Genomic DNA, 19,721 nt, shown 5'->3' on the forward strand with positions numbered 1-19,721 from the left:
TAAGTTTTAACTATGCAATAACGCTAGGTTGTTCACTCTCAGGTGAGACTCATGAGTTCTATGCCATCCATCATCAACCGGTTTGTTGATTACTACAGCAAGCTGGATAACCAGCCGCCATCTGCGTTGGCGGAGATCTATCATGCTGATGCCAGTCTGAGCGACCCGTTTGGTGAGCATCAGGGTCTTTTGGCGATCCAGCGTTACTTCACTCATCTATTGGCCAACGTAAAGCATTGCCGCTTTACCATCGACTCCCCCCTCTGCGAAGGCCATCGTTTTGCCGTAACTTGGGCAATGCATTGGTCTCACCCACGGATTTCAGGGGGAGAAACACTAGTCCTCGCAGGATGCTCAATTGTCGATGTACAGGACAACCTGATTATTCGCCAGCGCGATTACTACGATGCCGGGGAGATGATCTACGAACATCTTCCCCTTCTTGGCTGGGCGGTGCGAAGTGTAAAAAGGAGAATCCGCTCATGATGACCGTCCTCATCACCGGCGCAAGCTCCGGCATTGGTGCCGGGCTCGCGAAGTCCTGGGCCGATGACGGCTGCCAAGTCATTGCCTGCGGGCGAGACAGGGCCAGGCTGGAAGCACTGCAACAGTACAGCCCGAATATCACGTTACGCGTGTTCGATATGACGGACAGGGAGGCCTGCCGTCTGGCGCTTGCAGATTGCACTGCCGACCTGACCGTTCTTTGTGCGGGAACCTGCGAATACCTGGATCAGGGTGTGGTGGATGCCGCTCTGGTGGAACGTGTGATGAGTACCAACTTCCAGGGGCCAGTGAACTGTCTGGCCGCACTTCAGACCCAGCTCCTTCCAGGAAGTCGCGTAGCGCTGGTCAGCTCGATGGCGCACTGGCTGCCGTTCCCACGAGCAGAGGCGTATGGCGCGTCAAAAGCCGCCCTCACCTGGTTTGCCAATAGTCTGCGCCTTGACTGGGAGCCCAAAGGCATTGCCGTCACGGTTGTCTCACCGGGCTTTGTAGACACGCCGCTTACCCGTAAAAATGATTTTGCCATGCCCGGCCAGGTGAGCGTCGACGATGCCGTGAAGGCGATCCGTCGCGGGCTGGCGAAAGGGAAAAAGCACATCGCCTTTCCCACCGGATTCAGCCTGGTCATGAAGCTGCTTTCAGGGCTCCCCAATTTCCTTCAGCGCAGGCTGTTGCGCAGGATGGTTCGCTCATGAACATCGCCATTATCGGCAGCGGTATTGCAGGACTCACCTGTGCCTGGCGGCTAGCCGGGCATCATCAGGTCACGCTTTTCGAAGCGGAACCCACGGTGGGTGGTCATACCGCCACGGTGGATGTCAGCACGCCGCAGGGGACGTATGCCATCGATACCGGGTTTATCGTCTACAACGACCGTACCTATCCGCGCTTTATGGGCCTGCTCAGCGAGCTGGGCATCAGCGGGCAAAAAACGCAGATGAGCTTCTCCGTGCATAATCCGCAAAGCGGGCTTGAGTATAACGGCCACACCCTCACCTCGCTGTTTGCACAGCGTCGTAACCTGGTTAATCCGGCGTTCTGGGGGCTGCTGCGAGATATAGTGCGCTTCAACCGCCTGGCAAAAGAGGCGTTGGCAGGCGACGTTAACGAAAACGCCACGCTGGAGACTTTTCTCGAACAGCACGGCTTCAGCGCGTTTTTCGCGCGTCATTATATCCTGCCGATGGGGGCCGCCATCTGGTCCTCGTCACTGCAGGAGATGCGCCGCTTCCCGCTTCCGCTGTTTTTGCGCTTCTTTGAGCATCACGGCCTGCTGGACGTTACCCACCGCCCGCAGTGGTATGTGGTGCCCGGCGGTTCTCGCGAGTACGTCCGCGCCATTTTGGCCCAGTTGGGGGACCGCCTGACCCTGCACCTCAACGCTCCGGTGCAGCAGGTCATCCGCCACAACGGCGGCGTTGAAATCCAGCTTGCGCAGTCGAATCACTCGTTCGACCAGGTGATCTTCGCCTGCCATTCCTCACAAGCGCTGGCGATGCTTGCTCATCCCACTCCTGCGGAAAGCGAGGTTCTGGGCGATATTGGCTGGCAGCATAACGAGGTGGTTTTGCACAGCGATCCACGCTGGCTGCCGGTGCGCGAGCGTGCCTGGGCAAGCTGGAACTATCGCCTGAGCGAACGGGACCAGGCCAGCGCCTGCGTCACCTACAACATGAATATCTTACAAGGATTACCTGAGGGTAGCCCCCTGTTCTGCGTCACCCTGAACCCGGAAACGCCGGTAGACGATCGCTACGTCTGGAAACGCTTTGTCTACGAGCACCCGATGTTTAACCCGCAAAGCTGGCGCGCCCAGTCGCGCCGCGGCGAGATTAACGGCCACCAACGGAGCTGGTTCTGCGGAGCTTACTGGTACAACGGTTTTCACGAGGATGGGGTACGCAGCGCGTTGGACGTGGTGAAAGGGATCGCTGCAGGGGAGGACCTGTAAGATGAACAGCTGCCTTTACCAGGGTGTGTTACGCCATCGTCGCTTCCAGCCGAAATCACACCATTTTCGCTATAACGTGTTTATGGCCTGGATCGATCTGGACGAGCTGGATGCGCTGCCGTCGGCGGGTATCCGCCGTAATCGATTTGCCGCGGCCGCCTTCCATGATGCGGATTACCCACTCGGCACACCTCTAAAAGAGAACGCCCTCGACCGGCTGCAAACCCTGACCGGGGAACGTCCCGATGGCCGCGTCATGCTCCTGACCCAGCTTCGTTATTTCGGCTTCCATTTTAATCCGATCAATCTCTACTACTGCTATGACAGTACGGGCATGCTGCGCTGGGTTCTGGCCGAAGTGCGCAACACCCCGTGGAACGAGCGCCATTACTATGCGGTGGATGGCCAGGCGGCTCGCCCGCAGCCGAAAGCCTTCCATGTCTCCCCGTTTAATCCGATGGATATGGTCTATCACTGGCGCTTCAACGCCCCCGGTAAAACGCTGCATATGCATATCGAAAATCATCAGGAGTCGAAGGTGTTCGACGCCACGCTCGCGCTTCGCCGTGAGCACCTAACGCGCGCGACCCTGAGATCGATATTGCTGCGCATACCGATGATGACCCTGAAAACCGTCCTGGCAATTTACTGGCAAGCGTTACGGCTGTGGCTTAAACGTGTGCCGTTGTACAACCATCCCGTCAGAAGGAGTTAGCGCTCATGACCGATCCTGCCTTTGCGCTTGAATCCGATATCCCTCGTAACGCCCGTATCGCGCGCTGGCTACTCTTTCGTTTGCTGAGCGGTATCCGCGAGGGCTCGCTCACCGTGCGTGAAGGACAGCAGACCCTCCATTTTGGCGATGAGTCCTCTGCGCTGCGTGCTGAAGTGCAGATCCTCGCGCCGGGTGTTTACTGGCGTCTGCTCACCGGCGGCAGCCTCGCCGCGGCCGAATCCTGGATGGAGGGTGAGTGGGAGACGCATCAGTTAACCCCGCTTTTGCAGATCCTGGCCCTCAACGGCAAGGTACTGGGAAGGCTGGAAAGTGGCTTTCGCCTGCTCGGCAATCCTATGGAGCGGCTTCGCCACTGGACGCGGCGTAACTACCGCAAACAGGCGCGGGAAAACATCTCCGCCCATTACGATCTGGGTAACGAATTCTATGCGCACTTTCTCGATGAAGATCTGCTCTACTCCAGCGCGCTGTTCACCGCCGACGACCAGGCTCTCTCTCAAGCCCAGCAGGCAAAAATGGCGCGCCTGTGCGAACAACTGGCGTTGACCGCAAGCGATCACCTGCTGGAAATCGGCACCGGCTGGGGGGCAATGGCGGAATACGCCGCCCGTCACTACGGCTGCCGCGTCACTACCACGACGCTGTCGCGGGAGCAGTACATCTGGGCTACAGAGCGTATTGCCCGCGCGGGATTACAGGACAGAGTTCAGGTTCTACTGTGCGACTACCGCGACCTGACCGGGCAATTCGACAAACTGGTATCGGTTGAGATGATTGAAGCCGTGGGTAAACGCTACCTGCCGGATTTCTTCCGCACCTGTCAGGCGCGCCTGCGCCCGGGCGGCAAAATGGCGATTCAGGCCATCACCATTCAGGATCAGCGCTACCGCGACTACAGCAAAAGCGTCGATTTTATCCAGCGTTACATCTTCCCCGGCGGGTTCCTACCGAGCATCACGGCAATGAGTGAACTGATGACGCGTCACACCGATTTTGTCGTCCGTAATCTGTTCGATATGGGGCCAGACTACGCCCGCACGCTGGCTCACTGGCGGCAGCGTTTTCTGCACGCCTGGCAGGACATTGAAAAGCTCGGTTTCGATGAAAGGTTCCGCCGTATGTGGCTCTACTACTTTGGCTACTGCGAAGCCGGTTTTAACGCACGCACCATCAGCGTGGTGCAACTGACCGCAGAGCGCGTATGAACCGCTCTGTGCAGGTCGTGCTGATGGCTCTCGCGTTCGATCTCTATTGGACGCTGGTAGTGTTGTTTCGCGAACGCGGCCTGTTCCTGTGGCTCGCCCTGGCGATCCTGGCCTGTCTGATGCTGTCGCCTGCACACCGTGTTTATGCCCTGCTGCTGGCCACGGCGGGCTGCGGTCTGGATGCCCTCTGGGTGCTGACGGGGCAGATCGGCTTTAACAGTGACGCACTGCTGCCCCTGTGGATGATGGCGCTGTGGCTGATGTTTGCTACCGTCTGGACCCACTTGATCCTCACGACCACGCTGCCGCGATGGATGCTGGCTTTGCTGGCAACCGCTGGCGGTCCCGTAGCGTATGTGATTGGTGAACGTCTGGGCGCCATGACTTTCCGGGAGCCGACCTTTATCGTCGTCAGTTGGATGGCACTGGGTTGGCTGGTTCTGATGCTGTTGTTCCATATTCTGACGGGGAGGCAACAATGAAAACCTCTTTACTGATGTTGCTTTGGTTGGCGGCCATCGCGCCCGTCGCCCATGCCGCCGACTGGTTAAACTGGCGCAAAGTGGGTGATACCAGCCTGACATGGGGGCCGTTTACCGTTTATACCTCCCAACTGAGCACGCCGGACGGTCGGTATCACGGGCCGGAGCAGGATCAGGCGCTGATTATTACCTACAAACGCGACATCGATCGTGACCAGTTGGTTGAAGCCACCCGTGACCAGTGGCAGGCTCTGGGTATCCTGGAGCGAGAACCACAGAGCGAAGCCTGGCTGCGCATGCTGCAGTCACTCTGGCCGGACGTCACGCCGGGCTCACAGCTTACCTTTGTTGTTAAGGGTAAGCAGGGGCAGTTCTGGTATCGCGCCTCAGGGGCAGAAAAAAGCTTTACCCTGCTCGGCCCCAGCCAGTCTGCCGCCTTCAGTACAAACTTTCTGGCCATCTGGCTCGATCCACGTACGCAATATCCCGAACTGCGTCAGCAGTTGCTCGGAGGTGAAAAATGAAACGCATTCTGACACTTGGCCTGGCGCTGATGATGCTTCTGGTGGGTTGTAGCACAGACATCAGCGACTACCGGCATCAACAACCGCCGCTCGATATCTTCCACTACTTTCAGGGGAAAACCGAGGCATGGGGTATGGTACAGGACCGCAGCGGAAAACAGCTGCGCCGCTTCCACGTGGAAATCAGTGGCAACGTCATCGGCGACACGCTGACGCTAAATGAACACTTTGTCTATGACGATGGCGAGAAACAGCAACGGGTGTGGCATATCCGGCGCGTCGGCACCAATCGCTACGAAGGCACCGCAGGCGATATTGAAGGTGTGGCCAGCGGCGTGGCAGAAGGCAACGCCTTTAACTGGCGTTACAGCATGAACGTGAAAGCCAATGGCAGTACCTGGCTACTTCACTTTGATGACTGGATGTATCTGCAAGATGACATACATCTTTTTAATAAAACAGAGATGAAGAAGTTCGGCATCACCGTCGGCCAGGTAACGCTTTTCTTCACCCGAAAAGAACAGTAAGAGGATCGCGATATGAATAAGCAACCCGTCATTGGGATCAGCGGATGTTTAACCGGCGCGACCGTTCGGTTTGACGGCGGACATAAACGCATGGGCTTTGTCATGGATGGTCTGGCGCAGTGGGTGACCTTCAAACCCGTCTGTCCGGAGATGGCCATCGGACTGCCCTCTCCTCGTCCGGCACTACGCCTGGTTCAGACCGCCGAAGGGGATTTCCGGATGCACTTCAGCCAAGCGCCGCACGACGATGTGACGGAGAAAATGACCGCATTCACGGATTCCTATCTCTCACGTCTGGACGAACTGTCGGGCTTTATCGTCTGCGCCAAATCGCCGAGCTGCGGTATGGAACGCGTACGGTTGTACGATGAAAAGGGCAATCGCGGGCGTAAAGAGGGCGTAGGCATCTTTACCAGAGCGCTGTTGGAGAAATACCCGTGGTTACCGGTAGAAGAAGATGGCCGCCTGCACGACCCGGTGCTGCGGGAAAACTTTGTCGAGCGCATCTTCGCCCTGCACGAGTTGAACACCCTGAAGGCCAACGGCCTCACCCGCCATGCGCTGCTGGACTTCCACAGCCGGTACAAACTCCAGTTGCTGGCGCACCACCAAGCTGGCTACCGAGAAATTGGCCCCTTTGTCGCCTCGTTGCATGAGTGGGAAGACCTGGATGCATTCTTCGTGGCTTATCGCGAAAAACTGATGACGATCTTGAAAAAACCCGCCTCGCGCAAGAACCACACCAACGTGCTGATGCACATTCAGGGGTACTTTCGTAACCAGCTGAACTCGCGTCAGCGCGGCGAGCTGAATGACGTGATCCTCCATTATCGCGAGGGGCTGCTGCCAATACTCGCGCCTTTGACGCTGCTGAAGCATTACCTGGGCGAATACCCAGACAGCTACCTGCTGACGCAAAAATACTTTGACCCCTATCCGCATAATTTGGCTTTGCGGCTAATGGTTAATTAAGTGCGTATGATTCGTGGCCGAACTGCTCGATTTTTTCGGCCATAGGTTTTTCGTTGGCTCAGGGGAGGCTCTTTTCCGCCAGTGTAGGATCCTTGTGCGGTTACCTATGTGATCCATCCCAACGTGATGGCGGTGCGTAAGGTGCCGATGGGGATTGGCCCGAACGTCATCTTTTTATGCATCTGCATAAAAGCAAAACCCCTTACTCACCTTTTTCACCATAATTTTTATCATTTTCGATAACATTTGCTAACCAGCTCGTCATAACATCGATTTTTTTGTCCTCCCAGGGTTGGCATTTTATACAAAGCGTCAGCCCTGTTGGCCGAAGAAAGATGTGAAATTTTGCGCATTCTTGCACCGTTGCCTTTCCCTATACTCACCACCATCAGTAAATGTCGGTGAAGGGGCAACCTATGCAGCAGGCAAAAATCACACACCTCTATCAGAGTTTACAGCAGAGCGTTAACCGCCGGGCTGAGCATACCGCCCTGTTCTTTGAAGGCCATAAATACAGTTATAATCAGTTAAATCATAACGTTAATTTATCTTCCGCCTGCCTGAAAGAAAGTTTTAACCTCGTCAAAGGCGATGTGATCGTCTTGGCCTTGGGTAACCGGCCTGAATTCTGCTCGCTGTTTTATGCAGCAATGGCGCTGGGGATTATCGTGGTGCCGTTAAGCACCAAGTTAAAATCGCAAGACAGCCATATCATCCTGTCCAGTGTTAATGCCAAGGCGGTTTTTTACGATCCCAACAGCCAGCCGTGGATGGCGACGCTGGAACCCGTGAAGCAAAGCCATGTGGTGTCGCTTGCCGATTGGCAACTGATGCTCAGTAATGCAGATGACCAAAATGTGATCCAACCCGTAGAGCCTGCCGCCATCGTAGCGGATGACATTGCCGCAATTATTTATACTTCCGGCACCACTGGCTCACCGAAAGGAGCAGCGCTCACTCACGGTAACTTTATTGCGGCTATCACGGCTTACCAACAGGCTCTCAAGTTAACCGAGCAAGACAGCGCCATCTTGCCGATCCCTATCTGCCATATTACCGGCCTGTCAGCTTTACTCTGCCTGTTTATTCACCTTGGCGGTACGTTGCATTTGCAGCAAAGATTCAATGCAGAAGAGATTTTGAAAACCGTCAGCAGCCATAACATTACCTTCCTGCATGGTTCGCCAACGGTGTTTATCCTACTGTTGCAAGAAGCGGAAAAGTATCCACAGGTGGGCAACTACGCCAGCTTGCGGATGATCGCTTGCGGTGCCGGGCATTTGAACGTGGGCATTATCGAAAGGCTCGCGCAGTTGTTCCCAGCCACGGAAATCAGGCCGATCTATGGGCTGACAGAAACCTCTTCACCGGCCAGCATTTTCCCGGTCGATGTACGCAGCAGCGATAAGATAGGCAGTTCTGGCTTACCCATTCCCGGCCTAAGCTGCCAAATTCGCGACGATAATCACCAGGTGCTTGCTGCCGGTGAGATTGGTCATCTATGGCTGAAAGGGCCAGTGGTGATGAGCCAGTACTGGAAGAACCCGGCGGCCAATCAGCAGTTCTTCCACGACGGCTGGTTTTATACCGGCGATATAGCCTGCCTCGATCAGGATAACTACCTGTATATCAAAGATCGCAGCAAGGACATGATCAACCGCGGTGGTGAAAAAATATACTGCATTGAAGTGGAAAACCTGATCTCGAATTACCCTGGCGTCAAGGAAATTGCCATAGTTCCCAGCAGCAGCGAAATCTACGGAGAAGAAGCCGTCGCTTTTATTGTGGCGCACCGGAATAAACCCTTGGTGAGCGATAATATCACTCATTGGCTCTCCAATAAAATTGCCAAATTTAAAATACCCTCAAAGATCGTCTTTACAGCAGAATTACCGAAAAATGCCAATGGCAAAATAGACAAATTAGCTTTACGACAAAAATTGACACCACCAATATAAAAACAAGCGTTATCCAATAAACGCGCCAACGTCAGGAAACCTAAAGCGCAATCATTAAAATAATAGAGCACCTGTACCTCTAACAATACAGAACAGCTCTGCCCTGTTTAATCGCCTCATCATGAGGAGGAGTCCTTATTATGTCAAATCGACCGTTAGATATTGCATCGAAAAGCCAGGCGGCAATAACGAATGCAAAAATATATAAACACCTGATGCCGTTACTGATCATTGTTTATATCATCAGCTTTATTGACAGAACCAATATCGGCATTGCCCGAGCCTCGATGTCCATCGATCTTGGGCTTTCCGCTACCGCCTATGGGTTGGGAGCAGGTCTGTTCTTTCTGACTTATTCCACCATGGAGATCCCCAGCAATCTGATCATGGCGCGGGTCGGGGCCCGCTTCTGGATCACCCGCATCATGTTCACCTGGGGGGTGATTTCCGCCGGTATGGCCTTCGTCACCGGCCCCACCTCGTTCTATGTTATGCGCCTGTTGCTTGGGGCGGCAGAGGCGGGGTTGTACCCCGGTATCATCCTGTATCTTACCTACTGGTTTGGCCGTGAAGATCGCGCCAGAGCCGTCGGCATGTTCCTGCTCGGTGTCTGTATCGCCAATATTGTCGGGGCGCCATTGGGCGGCGCATTGCTGATGCTGGATGGCCTGGGTGGACTGCACGGCTGGCAATGGATGTTTATCATAGAAGGGCTCCCGGCAGTGCTGCTGGCGTTTTATGTGTATGCCGTACTACCCAATAAGCCCCGCGATGCCAAATGGCTGACCCAAACCGACATTGAGTATATTGAAAACAAGCTGGCCGCGGAGCAACCGGTTGGAGTGGATAAGAACCAGAAGTTTTCCTTTAAAACGGCGTTTACCAATAAGACCTTCATGCTGATTGTGGCGATTTATTTCACCCATCAGATTTCGGTCTACAGCCTGACCTATTTCCTGCCAAGCATTATTAACAGCTACGGCAAAATGAGCACCTTGATGCTCGGCCTGTTAACTGCCATTCCGTGGATCGCGGCAGCCTTGGGTGGCTTCTTCCTGCCCAAATATGCCAATACCGCCTCTCGTTCACGCATCATGCTGGTGTCCGGCTTTATGTCGATGGCCGTCGGTTTCCTGATTGGCGTGCTGGGTGGCCCAGTATTAGGGCTGATCGGCTTCTGTATCGGTGCCTCGATGTTCTTCGTCGTGCAATCCATCATCTTTACCTACCCGGCCACGCTGATGAGCGGCCCTATGCTCGCTGGTGGGCTGGGATTACTGGCTTGCCTTGGCATCACCGGCGGGTTCTTCGGGCCATATGTGTTCGGTCTCCTGGAGGATAGAACGGGGTCACCTAGTGCAGGCCTGTGGTTTGCCATCGTGCTGCAGACCCTTGCCATCATCGGGGCTGCGAGGGTGAAACAACCCGCAGGCAGTAAAGATAAACCGGCCAATCAATGCCCCCCGGCAGCAATGAATAGCGTGATTGAGAAATAAAGCCTAAACGCGGTGCCATGGTGCACCGCCGCACAGACGTAAGGTAGCAATATGAGAAATAAAGTCATTTCGGCTCAGCAGGCCGCAGAGTTAGTGAATAACGGCTCGACCCTGTGCACCATCGGCATGACATTGATCGGGGCCGCGGAGTCGATCTTGAAGGCCCTGGAAAATCGCTTTCTTGCAACAGGGGCACCGCACGGGCTGACCTATATTCACTCTGCGGGGCAGTCGAATCGTGAGCGCGGCAATCAGCATTTTACTCCCCCAGGGATGGTAAAACGCATTATTGGTTCGCACTGGGGGCTGGCACCCAAGTGGATGGAAAAGATTGCCGCCAACGAGGTTGAAGCCTTCTGTTTACCGCAGGGGCAGATTGTCCATCTGTATACAGCCATGGCGGCAGGTCAGGCCGGGTATCTGTCCAAAGTGGGGCTGGGTACCTTTATCGATCCCCGCCTGGAAGGCGGCAAAATGAATGCGTTGACCCGCTCCCTGCCAGATTTGGTGGAAGTGGTCAGCCTGCGCGAGGAGGAATATCTGTTCTATCCGGCACTCCCGCTGGATACGGTGATCATTCGTGGCACTACGGCGGATACCGCTGGCAACCTCACCTGTGAGGAAGAGGCCATGAAGCTGGAGATCCTGCAGGCGGTACTGGCGGCGAAACGCTTTGGTGGCAAGGTGATAGCCCAGGTGAAAAATCTGGCGGAAAAAGGGAGTCTGCACCCAAAACAGATCGTGGTGCCGGGGAATTTTATTGATGCCATTGTGGTATGTGAAGACCCCGAGCAAGACCACCGTCAGACCTCCTCCTGGTTCTATGACCCGGCCTATTGCGGCAACCTGGTGACTCCTGCCAGCGAAGTGGAAACGCTGCCGCTGAACATCCGCAAGGTGATTGGCCGCCGCGCTTGCCAATTCCTATCCCCGGACTGTGTGATCAATCTGGGCACCGGTATTCCCAACGATGTTATTGGCACCATCATCCATGAAGAGGGGGTGAGCGAAGCGGTCACCATCACCGTTGAATCAGGTATCTACGGCGGCGTACAGGCCGGTGGCGTTGATTTTGGCATCGGTAAAAACCTGACCGCCATGATTAACCATCAGGAACAGATGCTGTATTACAACGGGGCCGGTGTGGATATTACTTATATGGGTGCAGGCGAGATGGACGCCAACGGGCATATCAACGCCACCCGCATGGGGGACCGCTGTACCGGGGCGGGAGGGTTTATCGATATAACCCAAAATGCACACCACGTGGTGTTTTGCTCCACCTTTACCGCCAAGGGGTTGGAGGTGGCATTCCAGCAAGGGCAATTAACCATCCTGCAGGAAGGCTCGGTTAAAAAACTGGTACGGTCGATTAACCAGATTTCCTATAACGGCGAAATAGCCCGCCAGAAAAAACAAAAAATGCATTTGGTGACTGAACGAGCAGTATTTGAACTGACGGCGCAGGGCCCGATGCTGATAGAAATCGCCCCCGGCGTCGATCTTGAGCGGGATATCCTGCAACAAATGGAATTTATGCCACTTATTTCCCCCTCATTAAAACAAATGGACGCGGCACTATTTTGTGACGCCCCTTTTGGCCTGAAGGAAATGCTGGCCAGGCAGTAAAAACATATTTGTTATCTCTGCGCTAATTCAGCGTGGTCAGGAATTAAAATAATAAGGAGTACCCTATGTGTTTAACGAATAAAGTAGCTATCGTCACCGGGGCCAGCCGTGGTCTTGGGCGAGGCATTGCCCAGGTATTGGCTGAGAAAGGGGCCGCGATAGTCATTTGTGATGTCGACCAGGAAGGTGGCAATAAAACTGCCGCCGAATTGGTGAGCGCGGGCCATAAAGCCATTTTCATCGCCTGTAATATTGCCAACCGCGAAGAGGTTAACCAGTTATTTATTACGGCTGAGCAGCAGCTGGGGCCGATAGATATTCTGGTCAATAACGCCGGGATTAACCGTGATGCCATGTTACACAAGCTAACGGAAGAGAATTGGGATCTGGTGATGGATATCAACCTGAAAGGAACCTTCCACTGCATGCAAGAAGCCGCCGTGCGGATGCGCGAGCGTGCCAGCGGGCGGATCATCAATATCTCGTCGGCCAGCTGGTTAGGCAATGTTGGGCAAGCCAACTATGCCGCTTCAAAAGCCGGGGTGATCGGCCTGACCAAAACGGCCTGCCGGGAGCTGGCAAAAAAAGGGGTTACCGTTAACGCCATCTGCCCAGGATTTATCGAAACCGATATGACTCGTGGGGTGCCGGAAAAAGTCTGGGACATCATGATCGGCAAAATTCCCGCAGGTTTCGCTGGCGATCCGGTTGATGTCGGCCATTGCGTCGCCTTCCTGGCTTCCGACGAGGCACGCTATATCAATGGCGAAGTGATCAACGTCGGCGGCGGCATGGTGCTGTAAGGAGAATAGAATGAAAAATGCAAATGACATTGTCGTCGTCAGCGGCGTACGCACGGCGATCGGTACCATGGGCGGTAGCTTTAAAGATACGCACCAGCATGATTTGGGCGCAGCGGTGATCCGTGAGGCCGTGGCCCGTGCCGGGCTGCAACCCGCACAAATTGATGAAGTGGTGGTAGGGAACGTAGGGCAAATCGCGGAGAGTGGTTTTATCGCCCGTATTTGTCAGCTGCGCGCGGGGTTACCGAACGAAACAACGTCCTATTCGGTGAACCGCCAGTGCGGTTCGGGTCTGCAAGCGATTGTCGATTGCATGCTGGAACTGCAAACCGGTAACGCCGAGATCACCGTCGCCTGTGGGACAGAGAATATGACCCAACTGCCCCACTATATTCGCAAGGCTCGTTATGGTTATCGTCTTGGGCACGGAGAATTGGAAGATGGCATTGTCTCTATCTTGACCTGGCCGGAAGGACCTTATCACAACGGTATGACCGCCGAGTTCGTCGCGGAACGTTTTAACATCAGCCGTGAGGCGATGGACGAGTTTGCCTGGTGCAGTCAGCAAAAAGCCTTGGCAGCCATCAAAGAGGGGCATTTTACCTCGCAAATCCTGCCGCTGGAGGTTCGTGAAGGCAAGAACAGCCGTCTGTTTGCCATCGATGAACACCCAAGGGATACGCCGAAAGAAAAGTATGCGCAGTTGAAGCCGGCGTTTAAAAAAGACGGCACGGTCACAGCAGCAACGTCATCAGGTATCAATGATGGGGCCGCCGCACTGGTTGTCACTACCCGTGCCAACGCGGAAAAACTGGGGCTACCCATCCGGATGGTGATCCGAGGCTGGGCAGTGGCAGGTTGTGAGGCAGAAATCATGGGCTTTGGCCCGGCACCGGCAACTCGTAAACTGATGCAAAAGTTGAATATGTCGGTGCACGATATCGACCTTATCGAGCTTAATGAAGCCTTTGCCGCCCAATCATTGGCGGTGATTAACGATCTGGAGTTGGATCCGGCGAAAGTGAACGTCAACGGGGGAGCCATTGCGCTGGGGCATCCTGTTGGGGCCAGCGGTGCCATCATCGCTGTAAAACTGATGTATGAGATGGAGCGCCGTGGCGTCAATAGCGGTTTAGCCACCATGTGTATCGGTGGAGGGCAAGGGATCTCTATGCTGTTTGAGCGGGAAAGGTAGTCTCTTAAGTTAGCGCAATAGATATTTCCGACCCTCTGACAAAGAGAGGGTCGGATGGCAAACATCGGCTTACGCATTGAGTTACCTGAATTGTATTATGTTTACTACGTAGATCTGTTGACGGGTCAATAAGCTTACCGTGAAATTGGCAAGAAACATTCGATATTATATTTATCCCCCCTCACTACAATAGAGGTTTTATATCATAAAGGTATGAGTATGCTGATCACCTTAGAGCTGGCTAATACCATTGTGAAACGAGCGATGAGTATTATCCATTATAATGTTAATGTTATTGACCATCAGGGCGTAATTATCGCTTCGGGCGAACCACATAGGATCGGTGAACGGCATGAAGTGGCATTTGAGGTGATAAAGAGCCGCCAGCGGATGACGATAGAAAATGCTCAGCAGGCGGCCAGGTACCGAAATGTGCAACCCGGTATCAATCATCCAATTATCGTGGATGATCAGGTGGTTATGGTGATAGGTATCAGTGGCAATCCTGCCGCGATTGCGCGTTATGCCGAGCTGGCGATTCTGGCGGCGGAGCTGTTGATCAAACAGTCTTTAGCTATCCGGGAAATGAACTGGCAATACCGCATCAGAGATCTGTTGCTAAAACAGTATCTTGAAGTGGGCGATACTGACAAAGGTAAGGAAATACTTCACCAGTTGGTACAGCAAGAGATCGACCTGTCACAACCCCTGTTGCCGGTATTGATCAATATTGAAACCGGCGGGCATTTATTGGGACAAACCATCGATCACATCCTCAATAAACTCTCACATATTTTAAAATCCCAACGGGTAATATTGCTCAGCAATGATGAGATCCTGTTAATTATCACCGCGATCGAACAGACCGAAGCCACGGTTAAAGCTATGAACGCCTTTATGGAAACTCAGCTGAGCCATTACACTATTGGCATTGGGGTAGAGTCTGGCTCTGCCGGGATTTTCCGCCAATCGGTATTTATGATCAAAGAGATGATAGAACATGCTCGGGAGTCGTTACCACAACCGCGGGTCATTAACGGCCAGCAATTTGCCTTCAGCGGGTTGTTGAATGAAGCCAGCAGCAGCTCATTTACCCTTTATTTCAAACAGAGAATCGATAAATTACTGATGCTGAGCACGGGTCAAATGCTGCTCAACACGTTAAGTACCTATATCGCACACAATGCCGAACTGGCAAACGCTGCGCGGGAACTTGGGGTACATCGCAACACGCTCACCTACCGGCTTAACCAGATAAAAGAAGCGACGTCGTTGGATCCCTTTAATTTCAAGGAACTTAGCCAACTGATGATTGCACTTTACTATCATCAGGGGACCCCGCTGTCTAATGCGACGGCTGTCACCAACGATCCCCAATGATGTGTCTGGAGAGGTTGCTACGATCCAGACTCACCCTCTTTGTCAGAAAACTTCCTGATTCATCCAGCTAATCGCATAGTAAAATTCAGTATATTCATTAAGTTATGGAGTGATATTATGACTGAATGACTAGCTGTTATCACCATTCTGGCCGTCATCAGCCCAGGGCCGTCATTTCATGGTTAACAAAAAAAGTAAGGGTTAAAGATGGAAATAAGCTGGCAGGCATTGAAAGGCAACGTCCTCAGTGCGCAGCAGTTGCATGATATTCTGGCGCTGCGCATGGCGGTGTTTGTCGTCGAGCAGACGTGCCCGTTTCAGGATATTGATGGACAGGATTTGCTTAATAGCACCCTTCACGTTGCCGGATACAGCGACGGTAAGCTTATCGCCTACGCGAGAGTGCTGCACGTGGATGATTCTCCGGATGCGGCCAAAATCACGCGAGTGATTGTTGATGATTCCGTCAGGGGTCAGAAGCTGGGGGTCAGGCTGATGGAAAAAACGATGTCCTTAATCCTCGGCGATGCACCAGGCAAGGCGATAAAGCTCTCGGCACAATCTCACCTCGTCAAATTCTATGAAGGATTCGGTTTCAAAACGGTATCCGGCGAATACCTTGATGATGGCATACCCCATAAGGATATGGAGTATACGGAGGCGTAATCCAGGTAGAAGGGACAGAAGTCCAGACCACTCAACTTCTGTTCCCCCGCAGTTAAACTGGCTGCGTTGCCTCTTCTGCAGCAATCGCGGCCTGGACATGGGAGCGAGATCCAATCCGTTCCATGAACGACATCAGTACTGGCCAGTCTTTGATCTCGATATTGAAAAACGGCAACCATTTCAGAACGGTGAACAGATACACATCTGCTAGACCAAAGGTCCCAATCAGGTAGTTCTGTTTCGATAGGATCTGGCCCAGATAGTTAAATCGTTTAAATAGCTTTTGTTTGAAAATGGCCTTAGTGGTCTCTGGAATATCATCGTTGAACAAAGGTGCACAACCGCTATGGATCTCAGATGAAATAAAGTTCAGCCATTCCTGTAGACGAACCCGTTCCCAACTACCATTGCTCGGTGCCAGCGTGTTGTCAGGGACAAGATCGACCAAGTACTGCACGATGGCAGGCCCTTCGGTCAGCACATTGCCATTATCCAACTCTAAAGCTGCCACGTACCCTTTAGGGTTGATGTCTAAAAAGCTGCGCCCATCAGCAGTTTGCTTAGTCTTGTTGTTAACCCGAATCAACTCAAAATCGAGGCCTAATTCACGCAATACAATATGTGGGGACAATGAGCAAGTCATTGGGGCAAAGTACAGTTTCATGTAATCTCCTTTCTAACTGGGTAACGACTACTACTCCCCGAACGTGTCGCTTTTCCAGATTCGTAGAGCTTGTGTAGGCATATTGGCAAACCGCTACCCTTTGGTAAAATTACAATTCTGTACCTCCATCATTAGCTATTCTTATGTCGGCACAAGCGGCTTTGTTTCGGCGCCGCGTATCGTCATAGGGATATTCAAACCCAGGGTCGACTTCCTGATTTCATTTAGCAAGGTTTGTGCAGAAGGCGAGTTTTGACCGGTCTGCGAGCAGACCAAACCAAATTCGCGGTAGATTGGCTTACTGAGTTCAAATACCCGCATACCTCGGCGATCTAAGGGCAAAGTCGAGGCAGGAACGATCGAGATGCCCATACCTTCGCCGATCAACGCAAACGCAGTAGTCCAGTCACGCACCGTGATCTTTATATCCTTCAGTGCCAATCCTTCTCGTTCTACCAGCGACTGCCCGTTAAGATAACAGCCACCAGTAGCGAGAATGAAAGGTTCCTCAACCAACTCCCTAAGCGAGACGGTACTGAGCGAGGATCTTCTGGCTAGCTTATGAGTCACTGGAACTACGGCTACCCAAGTGTCCCGCCCTAGCGACAGCGCCTGACGCTTCTCATCAGGATTCATCACCACGCCCAGATCGATGCTGTCGCTGGCTAGCCACTGCTCTACCTCCTCGTCGGTTCCTTCCAGGGAAACGATTTCAACACTGGGATGCATGCGGCTGAAAGTCTGAAGTAAATCTGGCAGAAAGGACGCGAACACGGAGGGGAAACTAGCCAACTTAATTCGGCCCAAATGGCACCCGCGAGAGATATCTACCAGGTTCTGTATCGACTCAAATTCACTCAGCATCCGCCGCGCCCGCTCGATAATCTGCTCTCCTATCGCCGTCACGGTAGTCTCACGTCGATCTCGGACAAATACCTTAACTCCGAGGCTCTCCTCCATTTGGGTCAGAGCCTGGCTGGCACCCGATTGGGTAATGCCATAACGCTCAGCTGCGCGGGACACATTTTTCGAGTCAGCGACCGCAACCAACAAGCGCCAATGCATCAGATTCATCATTTCAGTAGCTCCTCTTATGCTTGGGTAAGCGATATTTAATTATGCGCGGCGCTCTCCCTCCACATGCTCTATCTCTTCTACACAAATCCCCGGCATTTTGCCCGGGGATTTTTTTAATCCTTTCCCTTGTCTTTTGATACCACGGGTTGGGTGGGTGTTGCCACTAGGCATAATCTCCTGCAACGGCTCTGGTTCCGATAGTCTGCTCAGTGCCAAGTCAGCATTGCTCACACCACTGAGCGCTAAATACTGGGGAGCTGACCCTCGCTATTATAGCGGTGACTTTAACGCCAACGTCATTCACTTTCACCAAGATGGATAAATTAACTATAAATATCATGTAGTTAAACTAATTTTTTATTGAAAATCTTCTTTCATTAGTCATGACCGCATTTTTGAAGATCTAGGTTAATGCAAATTTAATAGAGTTTTTCCTGTTGGTTTCTGAGTCAGGCACTTATTATAACCATCACCGATTAGGAGGACATATGCAAAAAACATACCCGGATGAAAGTGTATTCTCTTTATATAAAAGAGATATTCCAGAGGATATTACTCATCAAGAATTCCTATCTAAGCTAGAAAAAGATTTTTCCGCTTATCATTATAATACTGTTCCAGACTCAGTGAAAACATTGAGGGCTAAAGTTTACTCTATTATCGGAAAAGATAAAAAACCAGACGATTCCAGCATGACTAAGTATCAACTGCAGCAATGTATGCACTTTTGTCATATGATGGATCTTGAGTCAAAAAAATGGGGGCAATCCAAAGGATGGTGGCACACACCATTTGTGTTAGACGATAGCAAGCCATTAAATACAATTGAAGACTATAGGCATAATAAACAGATCTACAACACATTACATTTATGTAGAAGAATGCTTGATCTACGCATAAACCTTCTGCCTTTGATGCATAAGGTTGAATCTCAAATCATGGACTTCTTAGTTTTTTTACCTCGAAGTATGTACGATTTTTACGATTCAAAAATTAAAATGTACGCAGGCCAGTATGAAGCCGCGGTAATATTGGTTCATTTGATTCATCAACTTAATTTAGATGAAAACAACGTGAATCACTCTATTAATGGAACAGATGAATTCTGTAAAAGAGCACTGGTGAATGAGGCGATAAAAAATGCAAGATATTTTATTAAGGAATCTGAGGGCTTTGATAATTATAATATTGAAATTGCTGATATTGATTACAGCAACCTCATTGGTGATCAATGTCAACATCACGACGATAATTCTCTAATTTCAAGGGTTTGCTCCTACTTTAACCATAAGGAAATGAAGGTTAATGTCATCAAAAGTATGATCGACGCCGTCATTTTTATAAAATGTTTTGACAGAAAACAACCTCTTTATGATGGGACCGAAGAAACATTTTATCAAGAAGCGATAAGTCTGCCTTATATAAGATACGCGGCAATTTGTTTAATTATTAAAGCAGATAAAGAAAAAATGTATTTCTCGTCAAACAAAACCGGCGGGAACAATAAAAAATTACATATAATCAATGAGTTGAAAAAAATATCAAGGAGTTTGGATAGAGCGTCTGATTTTAAAGAGAAAACTGAATTAATGTTTGAAATGGACTATTCCTTCTTGAAGTTCATATCTTACTATGTGAGTACGATAACGACCACAATAGAATATGAGGCGCCACCAGCCGAAGGTATCAAAGAGTATCGTTCCGTAAGAAGGCATAAGTGGAGCCTAATAGACATGTTGTACACCACACTCGGCAATGCCCCACTTGATCAATTTAAATACATGCTCGAAAGTTTATCTAATCAAATTGAGAGATGGCGATGGAGTTCAGAAGTGATGGGTGTGCAAAAATTAAAAGCCCATGACGAATATAATCGAATGAAAGAAAGTGGTGAACTGGAAAAGCTTTGAGTCATTTTACTCATCAGAAATTAATGAGATGCCCTCGTT

General features: G+C 51.8%; 19 protein-coding genes. 17 read left to right on the forward strand and 2 right to left on the reverse strand.

The features are described 5' to 3' along the window. Positions 1-51 precede the first annotated feature (51 nt). The 16 genes from KGP17_RS24465 to KGP17_RS24540 all read left to right on the forward strand — a co-directional run bounded on the left by KGP17_RS24465 (position 52) and on the right by KGP17_RS24540 (position 16,031). Positions 52-486, forward strand: coding sequence for a nuclear transport factor 2 family protein (locus tag KGP17_RS24465; RefSeq protein ID WP_059198989.1), 435 nt, complete (start codon positions 52-54; stop codon positions 484-486). Continuing rightward, positions 483-1,202 (forward strand): SDR family NAD(P)-dependent oxidoreductase, encoded by a 720-nt coding sequence (locus KGP17_RS24470; RefSeq protein WP_179248543.1) that lies wholly within the window; start codon positions 483-485, stop codon positions 1,200-1,202. Before KGP17_RS24465 ends, KGP17_RS24470 begins: the two co-directional genes overlap by 4 nt. Further along, on the forward strand, positions 1,199-2,458 hold the full coding sequence (locus KGP17_RS24475) for an NAD(P)/FAD-dependent oxidoreductase (RefSeq protein WP_071681512.1): 1,260 nt from the start codon (positions 1,199-1,201) through the stop codon (positions 2,456-2,458). The genes KGP17_RS24470 and KGP17_RS24475 overlap by 4 nt, the downstream gene beginning before the upstream one ends. Before the next feature lies 1 nt (position 2,459). Then, positions 2,460-3,173, forward strand: a complete 714-nt coding sequence (locus KGP17_RS24480; protein WP_021806989.1) for a DUF1365 domain-containing protein — start codon at positions 2,460-2,462, stop codon at positions 3,171-3,173. A gap of 5 nt (positions 3,174-3,178) precedes the next feature. Then, positions 3,179-4,399, forward strand: a complete 1,221-nt coding sequence (locus KGP17_RS24485; protein WP_179252892.1) for a cyclopropane-fatty-acyl-phospholipid synthase family protein — start codon at positions 3,179-3,181, stop codon at positions 4,397-4,399. Next, on the forward strand, positions 4,396-4,881 hold the full coding sequence (locus KGP17_RS24490; RefSeq protein ID WP_223498535.1) for a DUF2878 domain-containing protein: 486 nt from the start codon (positions 4,396-4,398) through the stop codon (positions 4,879-4,881). Before KGP17_RS24485 ends, KGP17_RS24490 begins: the two co-directional genes overlap by 4 nt. Continuing rightward, a complete protein-coding gene (locus KGP17_RS24495; protein WP_223498536.1) occupies positions 4,878-5,405 on the forward strand; it encodes a hypothetical protein in 528 nt (175 codons plus the stop codon). The genes KGP17_RS24490 and KGP17_RS24495 overlap by 4 nt, the downstream gene beginning before the upstream one ends. After that, on the forward strand, positions 5,402-5,932 hold the full coding sequence (locus KGP17_RS24500) for a DUF3833 domain-containing protein (RefSeq protein ID WP_179252890.1): 531 nt from the start codon (positions 5,402-5,404) through the stop codon (positions 5,930-5,932). Before KGP17_RS24495 ends, KGP17_RS24500 begins: the two co-directional genes overlap by 4 nt. Before the next feature lie 12 nt (positions 5,933-5,944). Then, a complete protein-coding gene (locus KGP17_RS24505) occupies positions 5,945-6,904 on the forward strand; it encodes a DUF523 and DUF1722 domain-containing protein (protein ID WP_021806994.1) in 960 nt (319 codons plus the stop codon). 416 nt (positions 6,905-7,320) lie between these two features. Beyond that, complete coding sequence (locus KGP17_RS24510; RefSeq protein WP_209529561.1) at positions 7,321-8,862, forward strand: class I adenylate-forming enzyme family protein; 1,542 nt, start codon at positions 7,321-7,323, stop codon at positions 8,860-8,862. Positions 8,863-9,002: 140 nt separating this feature from the next. Continuing rightward, the gene (locus KGP17_RS24515) at positions 9,003-10,358 is read left to right on the forward strand and encodes an MFS transporter (RefSeq protein WP_179244374.1); all 1,356 of its coding nucleotides are present in this window, start codon (positions 9,003-9,005) and stop codon (positions 10,356-10,358) included. 51 nt (positions 10,359-10,409) lie between these two features. Further along, on the forward strand, positions 10,410-11,987 hold the full coding sequence (locus tag KGP17_RS24520) for an acyl CoA:acetate/3-ketoacid CoA transferase (protein ID WP_223498537.1): 1,578 nt from the start codon (positions 10,410-10,412) through the stop codon (positions 11,985-11,987). A 65-nt stretch (positions 11,988-12,052) separates the two neighbouring features. Continuing rightward, on the forward strand, positions 12,053-12,790 hold the full coding sequence (gene fabG, locus KGP17_RS24525; protein WP_223498538.1) for a 3-oxoacyl-ACP reductase FabG: 738 nt from the start codon (positions 12,053-12,055) through the stop codon (positions 12,788-12,790). Between the two features lie 10 nt (positions 12,791-12,800). Then, positions 12,801-13,985, forward strand: coding sequence for a thiolase family protein (locus KGP17_RS24530; protein ID WP_094981520.1), 1,185 nt, complete (start codon positions 12,801-12,803; stop codon positions 13,983-13,985). Between the two features lie 219 nt (positions 13,986-14,204). After that, a complete protein-coding gene (locus KGP17_RS24535; RefSeq protein WP_172413920.1) occupies positions 14,205-15,365 on the forward strand; it encodes a sugar diacid recognition domain-containing protein in 1,161 nt (386 codons plus the stop codon). Positions 15,366-15,572: 207 nt separating this feature from the next. Beyond that, the gene (locus KGP17_RS24540; protein WP_094981522.1) at positions 15,573-16,031 is read left to right on the forward strand and encodes a GNAT family N-acetyltransferase; all 459 of its coding nucleotides are present in this window, start codon (positions 15,573-15,575) and stop codon (positions 16,029-16,031) included. 52 nt (positions 16,032-16,083) lie between these two features. On the opposite strand, the gene gstA is transcribed toward KGP17_RS24540, so the two are convergent. Next, positions 16,084-16,695 carry a glutathione transferase GstA gene (gene gstA, locus KGP17_RS24545; RefSeq protein WP_021807003.1) on the reverse strand — a complete coding sequence of 204 codons (612 nt, stop codon included), beginning with the start codon at positions 16,693-16,695 and terminating at the stop codon, positions 16,084-16,086. A 141-nt stretch (positions 16,696-16,836) separates the two neighbouring features. Then, positions 16,837-17,772, reverse strand: coding sequence for a LysR family transcriptional regulator (locus KGP17_RS24550; protein ID WP_021807004.1), 936 nt, complete (start codon positions 17,770-17,772; stop codon positions 16,837-16,839). Positions 17,773-18,260: 488 nt separating this feature from the next. Here KGP17_RS24550 and KGP17_RS24555 point away from each other — a divergent pair, with 488 nt between their 5' ends. Next, positions 18,261-19,682, forward strand: coding sequence for a hypothetical protein (locus tag KGP17_RS24555; RefSeq protein WP_223498539.1), 1,422 nt, complete (start codon positions 18,261-18,263; stop codon positions 19,680-19,682). Positions 19,683-19,721: the final 39 nt, after the last annotated feature.

Source organism: Serratia sp. JSRIV001 (assembly GCF_019968745.1).
GTDB lineage: Bacteria > Pseudomonadota > Gammaproteobacteria > Enterobacterales > Enterobacteriaceae > Chania > Chania fonticola_B.